General features: G+C 59.4%; 19 protein-coding genes and 1 tRNA gene. 10 read left to right on the top strand and 10 right to left on the bottom strand.

All coding sequences use genetic code 11. The features are described 5' to 3' along the window. Positions 1–113 precede the first annotated feature (113 nt). On the bottom strand, positions 114–533 hold the full coding sequence (locus ACIQUH_RS18960; RefSeq protein ID WP_400817777.1) for a hypothetical protein: 420 nt from the start codon (positions 531–533) through the stop codon (positions 114–116). A 106-nt stretch (positions 534–639) separates the two neighbouring features. Here ACIQUH_RS18960 and ACIQUH_RS18955 point away from each other — a divergent pair, with 106 nt between their 5' ends. Beyond that, complete coding sequence (locus tag ACIQUH_RS18955) at positions 640–1,095, top strand: GNAT family N-acetyltransferase (RefSeq protein WP_400817775.1); 456 nt, start codon at positions 640–642, stop codon at positions 1,093–1,095. 402 nt (positions 1,096–1,497) lie between these two features. Here the strand turns inward: ACIQUH_RS18955 and ACIQUH_RS18950 are convergent, their stop codons facing one another. Next, the gene (locus ACIQUH_RS18950) at positions 1,498–2,736 is read right to left on the bottom strand and encodes an AI-2E family transporter (protein WP_400817773.1); all 1,239 of its coding nucleotides are present in this window, start codon (positions 2,734–2,736) and stop codon (positions 1,498–1,500) included. Positions 2,737–2,964: 228 nt separating this feature from the next. Between ACIQUH_RS18950 and ACIQUH_RS18945 the strand changes: the two genes are divergently transcribed. Further along, positions 2,965–4,698, top strand: coding sequence for an ABC transporter ATP-binding protein (locus tag ACIQUH_RS18945; RefSeq protein ID WP_400817771.1), 1,734 nt, complete (start codon positions 2,965–2,967; stop codon positions 4,696–4,698). A gap of 25 nt (positions 4,699–4,723) precedes the next feature. Here ACIQUH_RS18945 and ACIQUH_RS18940 read toward each other — a convergent pair whose 3' ends face one another. Both ACIQUH_RS18940 and ACIQUH_RS18935 read right to left on the bottom strand, forming a co-directional pair. Beyond that, entirely contained in the window at positions 4,724–4,951 is a 228-nt protein-coding gene (locus ACIQUH_RS18940; RefSeq protein ID WP_400817769.1) for a hypothetical protein, read from the bottom strand. 157 nt (positions 4,952–5,108) lie between these two features. Further along, positions 5,109–5,474: a VOC family protein gene (locus ACIQUH_RS18935; RefSeq protein WP_400817767.1), complete on the bottom strand. Its 366-nt coding sequence runs from the start codon at positions 5,472–5,474 to the stop codon at positions 5,109–5,111. Positions 5,475–5,812: 338 nt separating this feature from the next. Here ACIQUH_RS18935 and ACIQUH_RS18930 point away from each other — a divergent pair, with 338 nt between their 5' ends. The 3 genes from ACIQUH_RS18930 to arsK all read left to right on the top strand — a co-directional run bounded on the left by ACIQUH_RS18930 (position 5,813) and on the right by arsK (position 8,867). After that, positions 5,813–7,138: an Nramp family divalent metal transporter gene (locus ACIQUH_RS18930; protein ID WP_400817765.1), complete on the top strand. Its 1,326-nt coding sequence runs from the start codon at positions 5,813–5,815 to the stop codon at positions 7,136–7,138. A 159-nt stretch (positions 7,139–7,297) separates the two neighbouring features. After that, on the top strand, positions 7,298–7,666 hold the full coding sequence (locus ACIQUH_RS18925) for an ArsR/SmtB family transcription factor (RefSeq protein ID WP_400817763.1): 369 nt from the start codon (positions 7,298–7,300) through the stop codon (positions 7,664–7,666). Next, on the top strand, positions 7,632–8,867 hold the full coding sequence (gene arsK, locus ACIQUH_RS18920) for an arsenite efflux MFS transporter ArsK (RefSeq protein WP_400817787.1): 1,236 nt from the start codon (positions 7,632–7,634) through the stop codon (positions 8,865–8,867). Before ACIQUH_RS18925 ends, arsK begins: the two co-directional genes overlap by 35 nt. Positions 8,868–9,047: 180 nt before the next feature. Here the strand turns inward: arsK and ACIQUH_RS18915 are convergent, their stop codons facing one another. The 4 genes from ACIQUH_RS18915 to ACIQUH_RS18900 all read right to left on the bottom strand — a co-directional run bounded on the left by ACIQUH_RS18915 (position 9,048) and on the right by ACIQUH_RS18900 (position 16,356). After that, complete coding sequence (locus ACIQUH_RS18915) at positions 9,048–12,866, bottom strand: vitamin B12-dependent ribonucleotide reductase (RefSeq protein WP_400817761.1); 3,819 nt, start codon at positions 12,864–12,866, stop codon at positions 9,048–9,050. An 840-nt stretch (positions 12,867–13,706) separates the two neighbouring features. Next, a complete protein-coding gene (gene gpt / locus ACIQUH_RS18910) occupies positions 13,707–14,204 on the bottom strand; it encodes a xanthine phosphoribosyltransferase (RefSeq protein ID WP_080790571.1) in 498 nt (165 codons plus the stop codon). A 309-nt stretch (positions 14,205–14,513) separates the two neighbouring features. Further along, positions 14,514–15,359 (bottom strand): universal stress protein, encoded by an 846-nt coding sequence (locus tag ACIQUH_RS18905; RefSeq protein WP_400817758.1) that lies wholly within the window; start codon positions 15,357–15,359, stop codon positions 14,514–14,516. Between the two features lie 205 nt (positions 15,360–15,564). After that, positions 15,565–16,356, bottom strand: a complete 792-nt coding sequence (locus ACIQUH_RS18900) for a competence/damage-inducible protein A (RefSeq protein WP_400817756.1) — start codon at positions 16,354–16,356, stop codon at positions 15,565–15,567. Positions 16,357–16,634: 278 nt separating this feature from the next. Between ACIQUH_RS18900 and wrbA the strand changes: the two genes are divergently transcribed. Further along, a complete protein-coding gene (wrbA, locus tag ACIQUH_RS18895; RefSeq protein WP_400817754.1) occupies positions 16,635–17,234 on the top strand; it encodes an NAD(P)H:quinone oxidoreductase type IV in 600 nt (199 codons plus the stop codon). 513 nt (positions 17,235–17,747) lie between these two features. Here wrbA and ACIQUH_RS18890 read toward each other — a convergent pair. Further along, the gene (locus tag ACIQUH_RS18890; protein WP_003523370.1) at positions 17,748–17,993 is read right to left on the bottom strand and encodes a DUF982 domain-containing protein; all 246 of its coding nucleotides are present in this window, start codon (positions 17,991–17,993) and stop codon (positions 17,748–17,750) included. Positions 17,994–18,087: 94 nt separating this feature from the next. Beyond that, on the bottom strand, positions 18,088–18,393 hold the full coding sequence (locus tag ACIQUH_RS18885; protein WP_400817752.1) for a hypothetical protein: 306 nt from the start codon (positions 18,391–18,393) through the stop codon (positions 18,088–18,090). A 701-nt stretch (positions 18,394–19,094) separates the two neighbouring features. Here ACIQUH_RS18885 and ACIQUH_RS18880 point away from each other — a divergent pair. The 4 genes from ACIQUH_RS18880 (at position 19,095) to ACIQUH_RS18865 (ending at position 20,696) form a co-directional block, all read left to right on the top strand. Further along, complete coding sequence (locus ACIQUH_RS18880) at positions 19,095–19,247, top strand: DUF3309 family protein (protein ID WP_269314773.1); 153 nt, start codon at positions 19,095–19,097, stop codon at positions 19,245–19,247. Between the two features lie 237 nt (positions 19,248–19,484). Next, positions 19,485–19,558, top strand: a tRNA-Cys gene (locus ACIQUH_RS18875). An 88-nt stretch (positions 19,559–19,646) separates the two neighbouring features. Next, positions 19,647–19,844, top strand: coding sequence for a hypothetical protein (locus tag ACIQUH_RS18870; RefSeq protein WP_400817750.1), 198 nt, complete (start codon positions 19,647–19,649; stop codon positions 19,842–19,844). A 180-nt stretch (positions 19,845–20,024) separates the two neighbouring features. Then, a complete protein-coding gene (locus ACIQUH_RS18865; RefSeq protein WP_400817748.1) occupies positions 20,025–20,696 on the top strand; it encodes a protein-L-isoaspartate O-methyltransferase in 672 nt (223 codons plus the stop codon). The last annotated feature ends 1 nt before the right edge of the window (position 20,697 follow it).

Genomic DNA, 20,697 nt, shown 5'->3' with positions numbered 1-20,697 from the left:
CAGCTCTTGGTGCAATCATGCGCCACATCATCGTCATCGCAAACGCAAGATTGAAAGAATATCAAAATGAGCAAATACGACTGACTTGATGAGGGAACATCGGCTCCCCGCAATCACTTGTCGAACCGCTTGGCAATCCACGAATAGCTGTTTTCAACCATCCTGACCGGCGTCCCCAGCAGGTGCTTTATGCCTTCGGTGGAAGGAAGGATGCGGCTGACGCGGCTGATCGCCTGTTTGGTGAGGCTTTCCTCTTCCTTCGGCGTAACCGCCGCCGTTGCCGGCTGTGCATCGGCGGGTGCCGCAGCAGGGGGCTGCGTGCCGGCCGTCTGCGGGGTCTGCTCGCCCGGGGTCTGGCACACGGCCACCACAACCGGATAGGACGCGTTGGCGAAGCGTTCCAGCTCCTTTTCCGACACGGCGTCGCACAGTTCGATGCTCGTCCAGCGCTGCTGCGAGGTGGCGAGGTAATGGCAATCGGTGGCGCTGTCGTCGCAGCCAAGGAAGGTCATGAGAACGAGGGCTGTTTTCATGGGGTGTGTTGCCTCTGTCGGGAATAATGCTCTAGAAACTCATCTATCCCGATTGCAGTGACATTACGACGAAATACGCATTTTTTGAGAGAAAGCAGGCATCGCATTGGCCACCGAAATCAAGCTTGAAACACCGCGGCAGGACGCGGTTCTGCGCCTCATCGATCTTTCCAACGCCTATATGGCCTCGCTTTATCCCGCCGAAAGCAATCACCTGGTCGATATCGGCGCGCTCGAGAAGGACAATGTCTCGTTTTTCGTGGTGCGGCACGAGGGCCGCGTCGTCGGCTGCGGGGCGCTGGTGGAAGCGGGTGACGGGACGGCGGAAATCAAGCGCATGTTCGTCGATCCCGATGCGCGGGGGTTGCGGATCGGCAAGCTGATCATGGATACGCTTGTTGCGCGCGGCACGGAGCTTGGCCTTTCCGCCATCCGGCTTGAAACCGGCATTAGCCAGCCGGAGGCGATCGGTCTTTACCGCAAGGCGGGATTTGTCGAGATCGAGGCCTTTGCGCCCTATAAGCCTGATCCGCTCAGCCTGTTCATGGAGAAGGCGCTATAAGTCTACGGCACAGGTTTGCCGCGACCTTGCAATGTCCGGAATGAAGGAATGGACACGACATGAAAAGTAGCGTGGACAATGGACGACAGATCGCGTCAAACACTCCGACGTCATCCTCGGGCTTGTCCCTGCTATCTGCAACCGATTGATTTTATTCGACGTGATTAGATCCTCGGCACAGGGCCGAGGATGACGCCGATGGTGTATTCACCGCTCCCAACCGGCTTCAGACCTCAATGAAAACTTAAAATTGAGGGTGACGGCAACGTGCCGAGAATCAAATCCCGTACCGGAGAACCGATAGATCGCAGATGCTAGGAACAAGCCCGAGCATGACGGATGCGAGGTTCAAGGATTATCTATCGTTACCAGAGCCGCGGCACCTGCCGCAGGCTTCACCAATCAAAACACCGCTTTCCGAAACGCCGTGGTTTCGTCGCTATCGTCCTCACGCGAAACAGCCTCCGCTGTGGGATCGTTGCGGGTGGGCGGCGGAGGCGGCGCCTCGGCGCTGGCGGCAGCGGAGATTTCCACTTCACGCACCCATTCACGCCAGATCGCGACCAGCAGCGCCATCAGCACCGGGCCGATGAAGAGGCCGAGGAAACCCATGGTCTTGACGCCGCCGACGAGGCCGAAAAAGGTGGGCAGGAAGGGCAGCTTGATCGGGCCGCCCACCAGCTTCGGGCGGATGGTCTTGTCGACGATGAAGAGTTCGACCGAGCCCCAGACGAACAGCGCCAGCCCGTGGGCGGGGGAGCCGCTGGCGACCAAATAGATCGACACCAGCGTAAAGGAGAGCGGCGCGCCGCCCGGAATGAGCGCCATGACGCCGGTCAGCACGCCAAGCGTGACGGGCGAGGGCACGCCGGCGATCCAGTAGGCGATGCCGAGGATGATGCCTTCGCCGATGGCGATCAGCGTCATGCCGGTCACGGTGGAGCTGATGGTGGCGGGCACGACGCGGGAAATGCGTTCCCAGCGCGTCGGCAGGATGCGCTCACCCACCAGATCGACCTGCCGGGTGAAGCCCGCGCCGTTGCGATAAACGAAGAACAGCGCGATCAGCATGAACAGCAGCGTCAGCACCAGATGGAAGGCGCCGTTGCCGGCGGCGAGGATCGCCCGATAGATATTGCCGATATTGGCGCCGCTGACGAGCTGGATGAGCTCACCGATGGCGCCCGGCGTGCCGATATATTTCACCCATTGTTCGCCGAGCCAGGGGCCGACGGCGGGCAGCGCCGCAATCCAGTCCGGCACGGGTGCTCCGGTCTTGTTGACATGCACCGCCCAGCCGAACCATTCGCGGATTTCGCTCGCCGTATAGGAGGCGGCGATGAAGATCGGCACCACGAGGAAGGCGAGGATGAGGATGATGGCGATGGTGGCGCCGAGCGTGGTGTTGCCGCCCACCTGCCGCAGGAGCCGCGTATAGACCGGCCAGCTGGCGAAACCGATGACGAGGGCGGCGAGAACGGGAACAAGAAAGCCGTGGAAGAAATAAATACCCGCAAGGGCGACGAGAACGAGCAGCCAGCGCGCAGCCGAGATGGGCGGGATCAGGGCGATCCGCGTCGGGCTGGCGGGACCAAGCCATCTCGGTTCGCCATTCTGCTTACGGCTGTCAATGTTACTCACGGCAGGCTCTTTCTCGCATTCTCCCCGAAGGGTGCATTCACTCTGTCACACCGACACATATAAGTGCAATATAATCGGATCACATTACCGTTGTGTGTTTATTGCTGAAGCTATTGAACGATTTTGGTAAAAATAGAACATCAGCCTTGGCGCGCGCCTTGAAATATGACAATTAAACTCCGTTTTTCTGCGGCGTCAGGTTGCCGCGTCCGATCTCCAGGTCATGCCATGCTCCGCCGTTTCTTCGCCTATTATCGTCCCTATCGCAGCCTGTTCATTCTCGATTTTTCCTGCGCGGTTTTGTCGGGCGTGCTCGAACTGGGTTTTCCCATGGCCGTGAAGGCCTTTGTGGATGTGCTTCTGCCGGGTGGTGAATGGGCGATCATCCTTGCCGCCTCGGTGGGGCTGCTGCTTATCTATGTGCTGAATACCGGGTTGATGGCGACCGTCACCTATTGGGGACATATGCTCGGCATCAATATCGAGACCGACATGCGGCGTCTGGCCTTCGATCATCTGCAAAAACTTTCCTTCCGTTATTTTGACAACCAGAAGACCGGCCATCTGGTCGGGCGGCTGACCAAGGATCTGGAAGAGATCGGCGAGGTGGCCCATCATGGCCCCGAGGATCTGTTCATCGCCATCATGACCTTCATCGGCGCCTTCCTGTTGATGATGTCGGTCAATGTGCCGCTGGCGCTCATCACCGCCGCCGTAGTGCCGGTCACCGCCTGGGTGACCAGCCGTTACGGCGGCCGCATGACGCAGAATTTCCGCGCGCTTTATGGCCGGGTGGGGGATTTCAACGCCCGTATCGAGGAAAATGTCGGCGGCATGCGGGTGGTGCAGGCCTTTGCCAACGAGGATCACGAACGGGCGCTGTTCGAGAAGGACAACCAGAAATACCGCCGCACCAAGCTCGACGCCTACAAGATCATGGCGGCCAGCACCTCGCTCAGCTATATGAGCATGCGGCTGACGCAGATGATCGTGATGATCTGCGGCGCCTGGTTCGTGCTGACGGGCAGTCTCACGGAAGGCGGCTTTGTCGGTTTCCTGCTGCTGGTCGGTGTGTTTTTCCGGCCGGTGGAAAAGATCAATTCGGTGATCGAGACCTATCCGAAGGGTATCGCCGGTTTCCGCCGCTTCACCGAGCTTCTGGATACCGCGCCTGATATTGTCGATGCGCCTGACGCAATCGAAGCGCCGGCGCTTTCCGGCGCCATCGAATATCGCCATGTCGGTTTCGGTTATGCCGAGGGCAAACGGGTTCTCGACAATATCGATCTGAAGATCAGCGCCGGCGAGACGGTGGCCTTTGTCGGCCCGTCGGGTGCGGGCAAGACGACGCTCTGTTCGCTGCTGCCGCGCTTTTACGATGTCACCAGCGGCGCGATTACCATTGACGGCATCGATATCCGCAGGATGAAGCTCGCCTCGCTGCGCAACCAGATCGGCATCGTGCAGCAGGATGTCTTCCTGTTCGGCGGCACGATCCGCGAGAATATCGAATATGGCCGGCTTGGCGCTTCAGACGGGGAAATCATGGATGCGGCGCGGCGCGCCCGTCTCGACAGCGTCATCGAGGCGATGCCGCTCGGGCTCGATACTGTCATCGGCGAACGCGGCGTCAAATTGTCCGGTGGTCAGAAACAGCGTCTCGCCATCGCGCGCATGTTCCTCAAGAACCCGCCGATCCTCATTCTCGACGAGGCGACCTCGGCGCTCGATACGGAAACCGAGCGGGCCATTCAGCAATCGCTGACGGAGCTTGCCAAGGGCCGCACCACGCTCGTCATCGCCCACCGGCTGGCGACCATCCGTGACGCCTCGCGCATCGTGGTGGTGGACCAGACCGGTATTGCCGAGACCGGCGGTCATGCCGAACTTCTGGCCGCCAAGGGCCATTACAGCCGCCTGCACGAGGCGCAGTTCAGCGGGCATCTTGCCGGCCTGAGTTGATGCGCGGCGCGAGTTGCGCCGCCGCTTACCCACCGTTTTCCGCTGCCTGTTCCTCCACGATGCCGGGATTGGGTTCCGGCTTGCCGGGATGGCTGGTGACGAGATAACCCATGGCGACCGCCGCGGCGACCACGAACAGCAGGACGAGGCCGCTGATCGTCATCAGCCAGTCGCGTGGCCTTCGTTGCGCCATGATATATTTCGGCCATCGGCTCGGATGGTTCACCAGGCTGAATTTATCGCCGTCTCGCATGAACTTCCCCGCAATAGATTGCTTGCTGAAAGATCAACGCAGGCGGGTGCGCGGCTGTTCCGCACCGGCGGGGCAGGGGTGATGACAAGGCCGTGAGGACTGCGACCTGTTCGGCCAAGCCTGTTGCCATTCCCCGGTCCGCGATATATCCGGCCGATCAGGCGGACTGGATCGCGATGCGGTTTCCCTCGCTGTCGGAAATTTCGGCGACGAAGAGCGTGTCATCGACCGGCGTTTTGGGAAACAGGATTTCGCTGCCTTCCCGCACGGCTCTCTCAAGGACGTCGTCAATGTCCTTCACGCCAAAATAGACGATCGCCCCATCTTTCGTGGGAACATAGGCCTCACCCTCGGCAAGCGCGCCGCTTGCCCCATCCTTGCCTTCCTCGAAGGGAAAATAGGCCATTTTATTGTCGTGGATCGTGACGATTTCCGCAAAGCTCACATCGAAAACGATGCTGTAGAAACGCATCGCCCTTTCAATATCAACTACGGGAATTTCGACATGGGCAATCAGGTTCACGCGCCTGCTCCTTCTGTAAATATGTCTGAAACCTATCGAAGCTCTGTGTACACGGCACTACATCGCGGCTGTCAATGGGTCAGCGGAATGGCCGGAGGGATGCCTGTCGCGGGGCGGCGCAAACTCTGGCCATCCTGAATGCGTTTGGGCCAGGCTGCTTTCGGCACGGCTCTCTTATCTGGTCCGGGAAGGGTATCCTCTGCCGCGATGCCTGCTTGCAAGATGCGCGGCAATCGCCGCGATGGCGCGTGGCCGAAAAGCCCGCTTGCCAGCCTGTTGCGTTTATGCGAATGATTTGCAATTGCATTAAATCATTCTCCCATTTGAAAGCACAGAAGATGGACAAGCCAGTCTTTGGATGGCGGCGGAACGGCGATGATCTCTCGCTGTCCGACGTTCACAGTTCGATCCGTATCAAACCGGATGCCAGCACGTTTCGCCGGGCCATGGCGTTTTTCGGCCCCGGCTATCTCGTCGCGGTCGGTTACATGGATCCCGGCAACTGGGCGACGTCGCTCGCCGGCGGCTCCAAATTCGGCTACACGCTGCTCACCGTCGCGCTGGTCTCGAACATCATGGCGATTGTGCTGCAGTCGCTCTGCGCCCGTCTTGCCATTGCTTCCGGCCGAGATCTCGCCCAGGCCTGTCGTGACGCCTACCCGAAACCCGTTGCCATGGTGCTGTGGCTGCTCGCGGAAATCGCCATCATCGCCACCGATATTGCCGAGGTGATCGGCACGGCCATCGGCCTCAACCTGATCTTCGGCATTCCGCTCGAACTCGGCGTTCTCATCACCGCGCTCGATGTGTTCCTGATCCTTTATCTGCAGAAGCTCGGTTTCCGCTGGGTGGAGGCGCTGGTCATCACGCTGCTTGGCGTCATCGCCGTGTGTTTCGCCATTCAGGTGGCGCTGGCCGACCCTGATTGGGGGCAGGTGATCCTCGGTTTTGCGCCGACGACCGAGATCGTCACCAATCCGGACATGCTCTATCTGGCGCTCGGCATTCTGGGTGCGACTGTCATGCCGCATAATCTCTATCTGCATTCGGGCATCGTTCAGACCCGCGAAATCGGCCCCACCATTGCCGAAAAACGCGAGGCGCTGAAATTCGCCACGCTCGATTCCACCATCGCGCTGATGTTCGCGCTCACCATCAACGCCTCGATCCTCATTCTGGCGGCGGCGACCTTCAACAAGGCGGGGCAGACGAATGTCGCCGAACTCGGCGAAGCGCATAATCTGCTTGCGCCGCTGCTCGGCCTTGCCATTGCGCCGACGCTGTTCGGTGTGGCGCTTTTGTGCTGCGGCATCAATTCCACCGTCACGGCAACGCTTGCCGGCCAGATCGTGATGGAGGGTTTCCTCAAGATGCGGCTCGCCCCCTGGCTGCGCCGCCTCATCACCCGCGCCATCGCCATCGTTCCCGCCGCCGGCGTGACCATCTTCTACGGTGACAGCGGCACGGCGGAACTGCTGATCCTGACGCAGGTGGTGCTGAGCCTGCAACTCTCCTTCGCCGTCTTCCCGCTGGTGATGTTCACCGCCGACAAGGCCAAGATGGGCGAGTTGCGCTCGCCGCTCTGGCTATCGGCCTTTGCGTGGCTGATCGCGGTGGTGATTGCGGCGCTGAATGTGAAGTTGCTGGTGGATTTTATGGGGTGAGGGTGGGTTGGGCCGCGCCTTTTTGCGGCGCGGCCGCCACGTCATCCGGTGCGAGGCGGGCATATTGAAGATACCTCAAAACCACGTCTAAATAATCGTCTTGTCGGCCTCCATAATCTGCGCTATCCAATTATGCAATAATTCAAGGATTATTGAAATATGGACCAGCGTCAGGCCCTCTTGTCACTCTCGGCTCTCTCTCAGGAGACCCGCCTCTCTATTGTTCGAGCACTTGTTGTCGCCGGACCTGAAGGATTGGCCGCTGGCGTGATCGCCGAGCGCATGGGCGTCTCGGCGACGAATGTGTCGTTCCATCTCAAAGAGCTGGAACGGTCTGGTTTGATCTCGCAGCGGCGCCTGTCGCGATCGATCCTCTATAGCGCCAGCTACGATACTTTGGCGGCTCTTGTGAAATTCCTGATGGAAGACTGCTGTGCCGGGCATCCCGCCATCCGGGAGGATATCGAACGTGGCGGCACCTGCCGCCCTGCCGATGGCCGGACTGACGAGGGCAACATCTTTGGGTAATTCCAAGGCATCTGCGGCCATCGTCTCTGCGCTCGGCCTTACACAGATAGTGGGTTATGGCACCCTGTATTATAGCTTCAGCATCCTTGCGCCCGGAATGGCGCAGGATTTGGGCCTGACGCTTTCTCAGGTATTTGGCGTCTTCTCGGTATCTCTTTTTATCGGCGGTCTGTCGGCGACCTATATCGGTCGGCAGATGGACCGGATTGGCGCCGCAACCATGATGACGATCGGTTCGCCTCTTGCGGCATTTACACTGGCAATCTGCGCTTTGTCGCCCTCGGTTACTGTCTTTGCCGCTGCGATCATCCTGCTCGAAGTATCCGCCGGTATGGTGCAATATCAGGCAGCGTTCGCAACTCTGGTGGAAAACAATCCTCGTTCTGCGTCCCGAAACATCACCTATCTCACTCTCATCGGTGGCTTCGCATCGACCATTTTCTGGCCGATCTCGGCTGCCTTAGCTGTCCATCTTAATTGGCGGGATATCTATCTCGTCTTTGCGGGACTGAATCTGTTTCTTTGTATGCCGCTTCACTTCTGGATTCTGCGCGTCGGAAAGGCAGGATCGAGCGCCGACCCGACGATCCGCGCACGAGAGACCGTCGTGGGGGCTATCGCTTCGCATAGGAGACGCCGCGTGATGATCCTCGTCTCCTTCGCTTTTGCGATCCTCGGTTTTACTCTCTCCACTATCCTCGCCCACATGGTGCCGATGCTTGGAAACCTCGGTCTGGGAGCGGCGGCTGTCGTGATCGGTTCGCTTTTTGGCCCTGCCCAGGTTCTCAGTCGCTTGATCAACATGATCTTCGGGAAGAGCCTGCCGCAGCCCGCACTTGCCGTTCTTTCTGCCGTCTTAATCGCGCTGGGCGTGTTGATCCTGCTGATGACAGGCCACTGGTTGCCGGGAGCGGTTGCCTTTGCCATTTGTCTCGGTCTGGGCTCAGGTATCAACAGCATCGTACAGGGAAGCCTGCCGCTCTACCTATTCGGATCGGAAGGCTATGGGGCAATCACGGGAAAGATGGCAGCCTCTCGGCTTGCGGTGAGTGCTGGCGCGCCGTTCGTCTTTGCGGCGCTTATGGAGAATATTGGCTTGAGCTTCGCGCTGGCGCTCAACGCTTGTCTCGGGCTAGTCAGTATCGCCGCATTTATCGCAGTGGCGGCTTATGCGAAGGCATCCGGAACACCAACAGACTAATTGGTGGGTTGAAGATGAAAGGTCATGGTCATCGGTGCCATGGTGATGCCTGCATTTGCGATCCCGGTACTTGTTTCACGGTCATTCAAAAAGAAAATTTCCGGGCACTTTTCAGTGCCCGGATTCCATCAAATGCGTGATTGGCCAATTTCAGGTTCTGAGGAACCCTGTTGCCCTTGCTCAGCTGCAACCGCTCGTCGCACCACAAGTATCGCACTTCTCACAAGTGCCATTCCGCACCATCGTGAAGTTCTGGCATTCCGAGCACATATTGCCCGTATAGCCTTGAGCGATCGAGCGCATGCGGCGTTCGTTTTCCACCTTCTTGGCTTCCGTCTTGGCCGATGCAGCGTCTGCGGCGGCCTTGTCGGAGAAGAGGGCGGTTGCCGTCTGCTGGGCTTCCTGGGCGACCTCGTCGATCACTTCCTCGGCGATTTCTTCGGCCAGTTCCTTGGCGCGCTCTTCATAGTCCCGCTTGAAGGAGACGATTTCGGAGGTTGCTATGGAGACCGTCGGTTCCAGCTTGCGGGCGGCGGAGCCGGCGAAGGAGGTCACGTTGGCCGAGGCGCGGGCAGGGGCTGCCGTTGCCGCACCTTTCGGCTCGGAAGACGACCGTTCGCCGCCATTGCTGGACACCAGCGTCGGCTTGTAACCGCGGGTCCAGCCGGTGGAAACGAGGTTGGTCTTGCCTTCCTGGATACCCTTGCCGAGTGCGGTGTTGGAGAAATCCGACGTATCGACATGGGCCAGATCGTGGCGGCCGAGATAGGAGACGGCGAGTTCGCGGAACACGTAGTCGAGGATCGAGGTCGCGTTCTTGATCGCGTCGTTGCCCTGCACCATGCCGGCCGGTTCGAACTTGGTGAAGGTGAAGGCCTCCACATATTCTTCCAGCGGCACGCCATATTGCAGGCCGAGCGAAATGGCGATGGCGAAGTTGTTCATCATCGCACGGAAGGCCGCACCTTCCTTGTGCATGTCGATGAAGATTTCGCCGATGCGGCCGTCACCGAATTCGCCGGTGCGCAGATAGACCTTGTGACCGCCAACGGTTGCCTTCTGGGTGTAACCCTGACGGCGGTTCGGCAGCTTCTCACGCTCGCGCGAGACACGCTCGATGACGCGTTCGACGATCTTTTCGGTGATCGTCACGGCCTGCTGGGCGAGCGGCTGCTGGATCAGTTCTTCGACGAAATCTTCTTCGTCGTCATCTTCCACCAGCGAGGCGTTGAGCGGCTGGGAAAGCTTGGAACCATCGCGGTAAAGGGCGTTTGCCTTCAGCGCCAGCTTCCAGGAGAGCATGTAGGCTGCGCCGCAATCTTCCACCGTCGCATCATTCGGCATGTTGATCGTCTTGGAGATCGCACCCGAAATGAAGGGCTGTGCCGCCGCCATCATGCGGATATGCGATTCGACCGAGAGATAACGCTTGCCGATCTTGCCGCAGGGGTTGGCGCAATCGAAGACCGCCAGGTGCTCTGCCTTGAGGAACGGTGCGCCTTCCAGCGTCATCGCGCCGCAGACGTGCACGTTTGCCGCTTCGATGTCCTTCTTGCCGAAGCCGAGATGCTCAAGCAGGTTGAAGCTCATGTCGGAGAGCTGCTCGTCGGAAACCTTGAGCGTGCCCTTCAGGAAGTCGGCGCCGAGCGTCCACTGATTGAAGACGAACTTGATGTCGAAGGCGCTTTTCAGCGCGCCGTTGACGGCTTCGATCTTCTCATCGGTGAAGCCCTTGGCCTTCAGCGTCGAGGGATTGATGGCCGGCGCCTGGTTGAGATTGCCATGGCCGACGGCATAGGCCTCGATCTCGGCGATCTGGCTTTCCGAATACCTAAGCGAACGCAGCGCATCCGGAACGGCGCGGTTGATGATCTTGAAATAACCGCCGCCGGCGAGCTTCTTGAACTTCACCAGCGCGAAATCGGGTTCGATACCGGTCGTGTCGCAATCCATCACGAGGCCGATCGTGCCGGTGGGCGCGATAACCGTCGTCTGGGCGTTGCGGTAGCCGTGCTTTTCGCCAAGTTCCAGCGCCTTGTCCCAGGCGGCTGTCGCGTGGGCGATGAGGTCCTGATCGGTGCAATCGGCATGGATGAGCGCGACCGGGTTGACCGACAGGCCCTCATAACCATCCGAAAGGCCATGGGCGGCGCGGCGGTGGTTGCGGATGACGCGCAGCATATTGTCGCGGTTCGGCGCAAAGCTCGGGAACGGGCCAAGCTCGCCGGCCATTTCAGCCGAGGTTGCGTAGGAAACGCCGGTCATGATGGCGGTGAGCGCACCTGCAATGGCGCGGCCTTCATCGCTGTCATAAGGAATGCCCGAAGACATCAGCAAGCCGCCGATATTGGCGTAACCGAGGCCGAGCGTGCGGTATTCATAGGAGCGCTCGGCGATCTGGCGCGACGGGAACTGCGCCATCATGACCGAGACTTCGAGCACGACGGTCCACAGGCGAACGGCATGTTCGTAATCGGCGATATCGATGCGCTTCGTCTTGGCATCCTTGAACTGCAGCAGGTTCAGCGAGGCAAGGTTGCAGGCCGTGTCGTCAAGGAACATATATTCCGAGCACGGGTTGGAAGCGCGGATCGGGCCTTCGGCCGGCGAGGTGTGCCAGTCGTTCATGGTGGTGTTGAAGTGCAGGCCCGGATCGGCCGATGCCCAGGCGGCGTGGGAAATCTTTTCCCAGAGGTCGCGGGCCTTGAGCGTCTTCATGACCTTGCCGTCCTTGCGGGCGGTGAGGTTCCAGTCGCCGTCATTTTCGACAGCACGCAGGAAGTCATCCTTCAGCGAAACGGAGTTGTTGGAGTTCTGGCCGGATACCGTGAGATAGGCTTCCGAATCCCAGTCCGTGTCGTAGGTCTTGAACTGGATGTCCTTGTAACCCTGTTCGGCGAACTGGATGACGCGCTTGACGTAGTTTTCCGGCACCATGTCCTTCTTGGCGGCGCGGATTTCGCGCTTCAGGGCAGGGTTCCTGGCCGGGTCGAAGCAATCGCCGTTATCTGCTTCGCAATTGACGCAGGCCTTCATGATCGCCTTCAGGTGCTTGGCGACGATCTTGGAGCCGGTGACGAGCGCGGCAACCTTCTGCTCCTCGTTCACCTTCCAGTCGATATAGGCTTCGATATCGGGGTGGTCGGCATCGACGACGACCATCTTCGCTGCGCGACGGGTCGTGCCGCCGGACTTGATGGCGCCTGCTGCGCGGTCACCGATCTTGAGGAAGCTCATCAGGCCGGAAGATTTGCCGCCGCCGGAAAGCTTTTCGCCTTCACCACGCAGATAGGAGAAGTTGGAACCGGTGCCGGAGCCGTATTTGAACAGGCGCGCTTCACGCACCCACAGATCCATGATGCCGCCTTCATTGACCAGATCGTCTTCGACGGACTGGATGAAGCAGGCATGCGGCTGCGGATGTTCGTAAGCGGATTTGGACTTGGTCAGCTTGCCCGTGAAGGGGTCGACATAGAAGTGGCCCTGGCCGGGGCCATCGATGCCATAGGCCCAGTGCAGGCCGGTGTTGAACCATTGCGGGCTGTTCGGCGCAACGCGCTGGGTGGCGAGCATGTAGGCAAGCTCGTCACGGAAGGCGAGCGCATCTTCTTCGGACGAGAAATATTTGCCCTTCCAGCCCCAATAGGCCCAGGTGCCGGCCAGACGGTCGAAAACCTGGCGCGCATCGGTCTCGGAGCCGAAACGCTCGGCTTCCGGCACGTCCTTCAGCGCCTTGTCATCGGGAACGGAGCGCCACAGGAAGGATGGAACGTCGTTTTCCTCAACCTTTTTCAGGAACTTCGGTACGCCGGCCTTGCGGAAATATTTCTGCGCCAGAACGTCGGTGGCAACCTGGCTGAACTGCGCGGGAACGTCGATATCCGCCAGACGGAACACGATCGATCCATCCGGGTTCTTGATTTCACTGACGGCCTTGCGGAAATCGATTTCCGCGTAAGGCGATTGGCCGGGCTTCGTGAAGCGGCGTTCAATGCGCATGGTTTCCTGTCCTCGTCCATTGGGCGCCCGATGAAGGGCGCAAAAATCCGGTCCAGCCGTGCGATGCCTTCGCGCAGCCGGGTGTTGCCGATCTGTAAGGGATGTTCATCCTTGGATGTCATCCCTGTATCTCGTGGCTTATTCGGCTGCAAGCATAGTTTGGAATACTAAATATAGTATCAACAGCTTCCTGCCGCCAGTCCCCGCATCATGTTTTTGGCGGTTTCCCAAAGGCGCGCAAAAGCCCGCGGCGAACCGCCCCCTCATGGCCGGGACGCCGCTTTGAACATGCGCGCTGAAGATGGAGAGGAACCGGCCTCGTTACTTTCCGGTCCGTTGCCGCCGCAACATAATTGTCACTTTCCTCTCGCGGCACAGATTCGTCAAGCCATAGATTGAAACCCATTTTTAACCACAAGATATTGTGTGGAGTGCCTGTGGAAAACGGGGATAGGAAAAGCGATTAGAAAAATCAGTGACTTGGCGGGGAAATTTGAAGCTTGCGCGAGGCTGGTTTCCGCAACGGAAAGGCAAAACCCCGCATTTCCGGGGTGAGGCATAATGGCGACACTGCGGCATTTCCGTATTTTTCGCAGCCGTCAAAAAAGACGTTTCTCCACAAAAAACCGCCCTCGGTGGGGCGGCGAAAGAGTGGATATTGCTGGGGGCGAAGTTTGCGCGGTTGGTGCATCCGCACTCCGTCACCCCGGACCAGATCCGGGGTCCAGCGCGATCAAGTCCTTGATCGCGAGAGACTCTTCTCACGGCGCAGACGCGCCGTGGCTGGATTCCGGCTCAAGGCCGGAATGACGGAAGATAAATGGGTTCCCCTGTGGGCAGTCAGCCGCGCGATCCCTTGGCGATCGGCTCCTGATAGGTGAAACCCATGTCCCAGGGGAAATAGATCCAGGTGTCCTGGCTTACTTCGGTGACAAAAGTGTCAATGGTCGGCACGCCCTTCGGTTTGGCGTAAACGCAGGCGAAATGCGCCTTCGGCAACATTTCGCGCACTTCCAGCGCCGTCTTGCCGGTATCGGTGAGATCGTCGACGACAAGCACGCCTTCGCCGGCATCAGCCGTCAGTTCCGGGGCCACGCCCTTCAGGAGAACCGTGTCGCCCTGATTGACATAGTCATGACGCGTGGCGATGCAGACCGTGTCGATCATGCGGATGTTCAGCTCGCGGGAAATGATCGCCGCCGGAACGAGGCCGCCGCGGGTGATACAGACGATCGCCCGGAACTCTTTGTCGAGACCGGCAAGGCGCCAGGCAAGCGCGCGGGCATCACGGTGGAACTGGTCCCAGGAGACGGGAAAGGCTTTATCGGGAAGGGACATGTCGTCTACCATCTGGTCAAAATTGTCGATGGCTTTGGCTAATAGCCGCAAGACCGGCAAAAAGGCAAGCTTTGCGCACAGGACTGTTATTGTGGAGGGGCCGAGAGATTGCCGCCTGTTTCTTCTCCCCGCCGGGGAGAAGGTGGCCCGAAGGGCCGGATGAGGGGGCAACCTCTCGGTTTATCTCAACCGTCGCCCCCTCATCCCGCTGCCGCGGACTTCTCCCCGGCGGGGAGAAGAAACAAGCGGCAGACGCTCGTTTCAAGCGAGATGGCGGGGCTTGCGGCGCTGTTTACGCCGCATCCATTTTTAACGCGACAGCAGCGTCATCGCGGTCATGGAATCGAGCAGGGTGCGCGTCACACCGCCGAACAGCAGTTCCCACCAGCGGGAATGGCCATAAGCGCCCATGACCAGAAGGTCGATGCTGTTATCGGACAGGCGGTTTTCGATGGCCGCCTGCGGCGAGACGCCGGCGATCTTTTCCTGCGAGGTGACCGTGACATTGACGCCGTGGCGGGCAAGCGTGGCCGCCAGTTCCGCACCGGCGAGACCGGAAGACTGCGTTTCGCTCTCGGCCTGATCGACGGAGAATATCTCGACGCTGTCGGCCGCCTTGAGGAAGGGCAGGGCGTCGAAGGTGGCGCGGGTCGCCTCGCGCGAGCCGTTCCAGGCGATCAGGACGCGCTTGATCGGTTTGGCAACGGTCAGCACATGCGGCACGAGGAGAACGGGGCGGCCGCTTTCATAAAGGAAACCGTCAATATCCGAACGGCTGTCCGACAGTGCGGAAGAACTGCTCTGGCGGGCGACGATGAGATCGGCGCAGCGGGCGCTGTCGATGGCCGAGGCGGAAGCGTAGCCCACCGATGTGACGAAGCTGCGCCACTCATGCGAGACGCCGTTGGCAGACAGCGTGCGCTCGAAAAGCGTGCCGACATCGGTGGTTTCCTTGTGCGCCACGTCCTGCAGCGCCTGCACGGTGGCAGGGTCGGGAATTTCCATCGGCGCGACGAGGGGAACGGCGGCCAGCGTTTCCATATGCAGGCCGATCACATGCGAGGAAAACTGGTCGGCAAGGCTCACCACGAATTCGCCGAGCTTCTGCGTGTTCGAAACATTGTCGACCACTGCCAATATCGTCTTGTAACCCATTTCTCTCTCCTCGGTGACATCTCGTTTTCAGATCGTTCCGGCTTTTCTTCGAATCGCCAGAATGATCCAAGTCTCTGTTTTACGCATTGTCCGGACGGAAAAGCTGTTCCGTTTTTCCCGGAAATGCTCAGGGGGAGAGTGGCCGCCTTTGCGGGCCGCCACCTTGATTTTGGTCAAAGCTTGCCGGTCTCAAGCCTTTTCTGTCTCATGCGGTTGCATCGCCGCTGCTGGCTGCCAGTCTTTTTTCATGGCCGATGGTTTCGATCATGGCCGCAACCGCGTCGGTTGCCGCCTTCAGCACGCCGGCATCGCGGGCGCGCACCACGATCTCCGTCGAAAAACGCTGCCCGTCATATTTCGGATAGGAGCCGATGCTGGTTTCGGGATGGGCTTTCTGGATGGCCGTCAGCGGCGTGCCGATATCGCCCTCACCATAGGGCGAGCGCACCGCCTGCGACATGACCTTCGCGCCGGTGCGCAGCGTCGGCATGACATTGTCGAGCATGGCCTGAAACACCTGCGGCACGCCGGCCATGACATGGACATTGCCGATGACGAAGCCGGGGGCAACGGAAACGGGGTTGGCGATATGCGCCGCACCTCTCGGCATGCGCGCCATGCGCTTGCGCGCCTCGGTGAATTCCATCTCCCGGACACGGTACATGTCGCCAAGCAGGCGCAGCGCCTCGGAATCGTGTTCGCAGGGCAGGCCGAACGCCGCCGATACCGCATCCGCTGTAATATCGTCATGGGTCGGGCCGATGCCGCCCGAGGTGAAGACATAATCATAGCGGCTTCGCAGCGCATTCAGCGCCTCGACGATCGATTCCTCCTCGTCGGCGACAATGCGCACTTCCTTGAGGTCAATGCCGGACATGGTGAGCACATCCGCGAGGTGGCCGATATTCTTGTCCTTGGTGCGGCCCGAAAGCAGTTCGTCGCCAATGGCGAGCATGGCGGCGGTCACGACGGACTGGGCGGAGGAGGGATTGGACATGGTTGCACTCGTCATCTGTTTTGTCAGACGTTAACGCCGCGCCAGTGCGAATGCAAAGCGGTTTTAAAGAAACGCAAAAGGGGGATTGGTTGACGATGGCCCCGAGCGTTCACTCATCGTGAACAGTGCGTATGCCAATCCCTGGCTGGCGGGGGGCCGATCCGTCCGCTACCTTTTTGTCATACGCTTTTTACAGGTCAACGCCGATGATCATCGAGTTTTTAAAGAAGCTTGTCGCCGGTACGCCGGAAACAGTTCCAGCAAAGGAAACGAAGAGAATGACGAAGGTTCTGGTACTTTATTACTCCTCTTACGGCCATATCGAGACAATGGCCTATGCCGTTGCCGAGGGCGTGAAGTCCACCGGCGCGGAAGCCGTGGTGAAGCGCGTTCCCGAACTCGTTCCGGAAGAGGTTGCCAAGTCCTCCCATTTCAAGCTGGATCAGCCGGCTCCGGTGGCGACGGTGGACGAGCTTGCCGAATACGACGCCATCATCGTTGGCGCCGGCACGCGTTTCGGCACGGTCGCTTCGCAGATGCGCAATTTCTGGGACCAGAGCGGTGGCCTGTGGTTCAGCGGCAAGCTGGTCGGCAAGATCGGCTCGGCCTTTACCTCTTCCGCCACCCAGCACGGCGGACAGGAATCGACCATTCTCGGCTTCATCCCCACCTTCCTGCACCATGGCATGGCGGTCGTCGGTCTGCCTTACGCGTTCCAGGGCCAGATGGGCGTCGATGAAATCAAGGGCGGTTCGCCCTATGGCGCCTCCACCATCACCGATGGCGACGGGTCGCGCCAGCCTTCCGAAATCGAGCTGGAAGCCGCCCGTTATCAGGGCGCCCATGTCGCCAAGCTGGCGGCCAAGCTTTCGGCCTGATTTGACGATTGTTGAAAAATGAAATGCGGCCGACAGGCCGCATTTTTTTTACCGGAACTTCACGTCGCCGGTGCTTTCGGAAAAGAGCTTTTGAAGTGGGTCAGATCGGCAGGTTGACCATGAAAAGGCAGCTTGCGACCACGAAGCCGAGCATCGAGATTTCGAGAAAACCGTTCAATCCGTCACGCATTCCAACCCTCCTCCTGTTGAGTGAAAAGAGAACGGTCGAAGTTTATCGCGGTTCCATAACGAAAGAATGAAATTCAGGAAATTCTAAAATCCGGCCGCTCCACCTTTCGGCAGAGGGCATTTTCGCGCTTCAGCCCGTGACGACGAAGGCGACCACGAGATGGCCAAGAAGGCCGATCGCCAGGCAGGAGAGGAGAAAAATGAACAGGGCTTTTTTCATGTTTCCGGAAGCTTCCATCTGTTGCGATCCATCGAACCCGTTTTGTTGAAAATCTCGCACCCGCAAGCGGCATTTATGGTCTGCGGCCCGCAGGTATTCCGCTCTCAGGCCTTGATATCGAGACCCGCTTCGATTGCGGCTGCGATGAAGGCCTTGCGGGCGTCCTCGGGCTTTTTCCTGCCGGCATCGACGGCGGCGCAGATCAGCAGTGCCTTGTCCAGCGCATCGCCGTCTTCGATCGGCCAATCCTCGATCAGCGCCCAGGAGGCTGCCTGCGTGGTGTCGATGCTCGTATAGTCGCCCGGCGTTTCGAACGCGATCAGGACGGGTTTTTGCCAGCGCGTATTCATCGCCTATCCATATTGGTCGTTGCGCCCGGCTCTAAACGAAGCGGCCGGGATGCGCAATCCCGTTCCCGGCGCGTTTCTTGCCGTTGCGGTGCGGTCAGTCGTCGCGCCCGAACAGCCATTCGCGGATGATGCGGCGGTCGATGAGTTCCAGCGAACGATCAGGCGCGATGCGATAGGTTTCCACCGCTCTCGTGCTGGCGTCGATACGGAATTCATGGGTAAAGGTACTGCCGATCGGCGATTTCGTCAGCTTGGTGCGGGGCTGGCCCCTGTAGATGATGCTGCCGGGGATGGGTTCGACATAGGGCGCGGGGCCGAGATAGACGCCCGGTCCGCCTGCGGTGCATCCCGCAAGTGCCAGTGCGAGCGTCATAATGGCCGTTGATGCGAGCGTTTTCATCCTGTCCTCCCAGGTGCGTCCGTGAAAACGATGGGCAGGCGCGGCGGTTCCCGGCGGGCAAGAGGCCGGAGACGATTTTCCCCGATTATTTGCTCTTCGGATTCTGAATGTCGCGCGCGACCCAGCGAAAGAAAAGGTAGACGAGGAGGCCGAAGATGAAAAGCGGGATGAGGTTCGCAAAACCGGACATATGATTCTCGTTTCTCCCTCCCGGTCCGGGGTCTAGCCGGAGTGAAACCGGCAAGGCAAGGGAAACGCATCACACAGCCGGTAAAATATCCGTGTGCCTGAAAAGTAGACTTCGAGTTCGTGGGGGAGGGGCGGGAGAGATCCGGCGCACTGCCAGTGATGCCGGATCTCTCCGTCTCCCGCCAGTTTCAGGGTACGGGGGACTGGCACTAATATGACGGACAACTGCCGATAGACATAGGCCGAGAAATTACCTCGAATAAATCGCTGCTTTAGTCGGTCTCCGGAAAGACCTGCCGCTCCTTCGCATCCGGAGCTTTCCGTCGCGATATAATTAGCCGGAAAATTTTCTCCAGGGAGGCGGCATATTCCCGAATTGCCGGTGTAACCCGTTGAAAGGCAAGGGGATGCTTTACGATGATTGTGTCGCGGGGGGCATGCGGGAAAGGGAACCTTTTGCGCGCTTCATCATTCAAACAAACAGGACACATGCCAATAGTGGAGGGTTACACATGCTCGGCACCATCCTCGTCATCCTGCTCATTCTTTTCCTGATCGGCGCATTGCCCAGCTGGGGTTACCATAATTACGGCTACGGTCCGTCGGGCGGCCTCGGGCTGGTTCTGGTGATCGTTCTGATCCTGGTTCTGCTTGGGCGGCTCTGACCGGCCGGCACGGAAATGCAGTATTGCCCGCAACGGCGCAAACGCGCCGGATGCGGACTTTGTTTTTTTGAAATATGAGGCAGATACAAAAAGCTTCGGAATCTTAAGCGCTTAGGAGTTCGGCTGTCGCGGCGCGCCGGTCCGATCCGAAAAAACACCACATTCGGAACGAACCCTCTTGCGCCCATAATGGATTCGTTCTAAATGCCCGCCATCGCTTGATTGAAGAGCGTGTGAGGCCTCGTGGCGGAGTGGTGACGCAGAGGACTGCAAATCCTTGTACCCCGGTTCAATTCCGGGCGAGGCCTCCAAATTTCTCCCATCATGAATATGATAGACGTCCTTGGTCGCCAGATCGCGCATGCGCATCGTTTATGGTGAGGATGGGGAAGAACAGCCATGAATGAGGATCGGCAGGACGGTACGGATAGCGGGAGCAAGCGACGGCTCTGGCCCTGGCTGCTCTTGGGTGTCGTGACCCTCCTTTCTATCTATGCCTATGCCACGACGATCCAGATGATGGAGGACACCGCCCGGCTCTGGAGCGATCTTGTTCAGCTTTTCTGGTGGATCATGCCGGATATTCCCGCCTCCTGACGATATATTCCGTGGCCATCGCGAGAAATTTGCGCCCTCAGCCGACGCTTTTTGGGATCACATCCGATGAGCGCGCTTGAAAGCGCAGCTTCTGGCAATTATGAGATTGTTTTAACGGTCGGCTGCATCTTCCGACTTTGGGCTCGTTTGGCCCTATCCTTGAAATTGAGGCGACACGATATGATGGATTTCGAAACCGCACGCGCCAATATGGTCGACAGCCAGTTGCGCACGACCGACGTAACGTCGCATTCCGTGCTGAAAGCGTTTTTGAGCGTGCCGCGCGAGGCTTTCGTGCCGGCTGGCGTGCGGCAGATTGCCTATGTGGACGAGGATCTGCAGATCTGTCCCGCCCGCGATGGCCGTCCGGCCCGTTATGTCATGAAGACCTCGCCGCTGGCGAAGCTTTTGCAGCTTTCGGCCGTGTCGAAGGAGGACGTGGTGCTGGAAGTCGGCGGCGGCGCAGGGTATGCGGCTGCCATCCTTTCCCAGCTCGCCGGTTCGGTGGTTTCGCTTGAAAGCGATGAGGCGCTGGCCGCACAGGCGACCGAGACGCTCGCGTCGCTCGGATATGACAATGTCGCCGTCGTGACCGGCGATCTCGAAAAGGGCTATGCGGGCGAAGCGCCCTATGACCTCATTTTCATCAACGGCGCGGTGGAAGAAGTACCGGCGGCCCTGACCGACCAGCTGCGCGACGGCGGACGTCTGGTCGTCGTTGTCGGATATGGCGGCGCCGCCAAGGCCACCGTCTATCGCCGTGATGGCAACAGCACGTCGGCCGCCACTTTCTTCAATGCTTCGGTCAAGCCGCTGCCGGGTTTTGCCAAGGTGGCCGAATTCGTTTTCTGAT

Source organism: Agrobacterium sp. NPDC090283 (genome assembly GCF_044769685.1).
GTDB lineage: Bacteria > Pseudomonadota > Alphaproteobacteria > Rhizobiales > Rhizobiaceae > Agrobacterium.
Note: the sequence above shows the minus strand (reverse complement) of the source record. Positions and strands in the feature narration are given on the sequence as shown.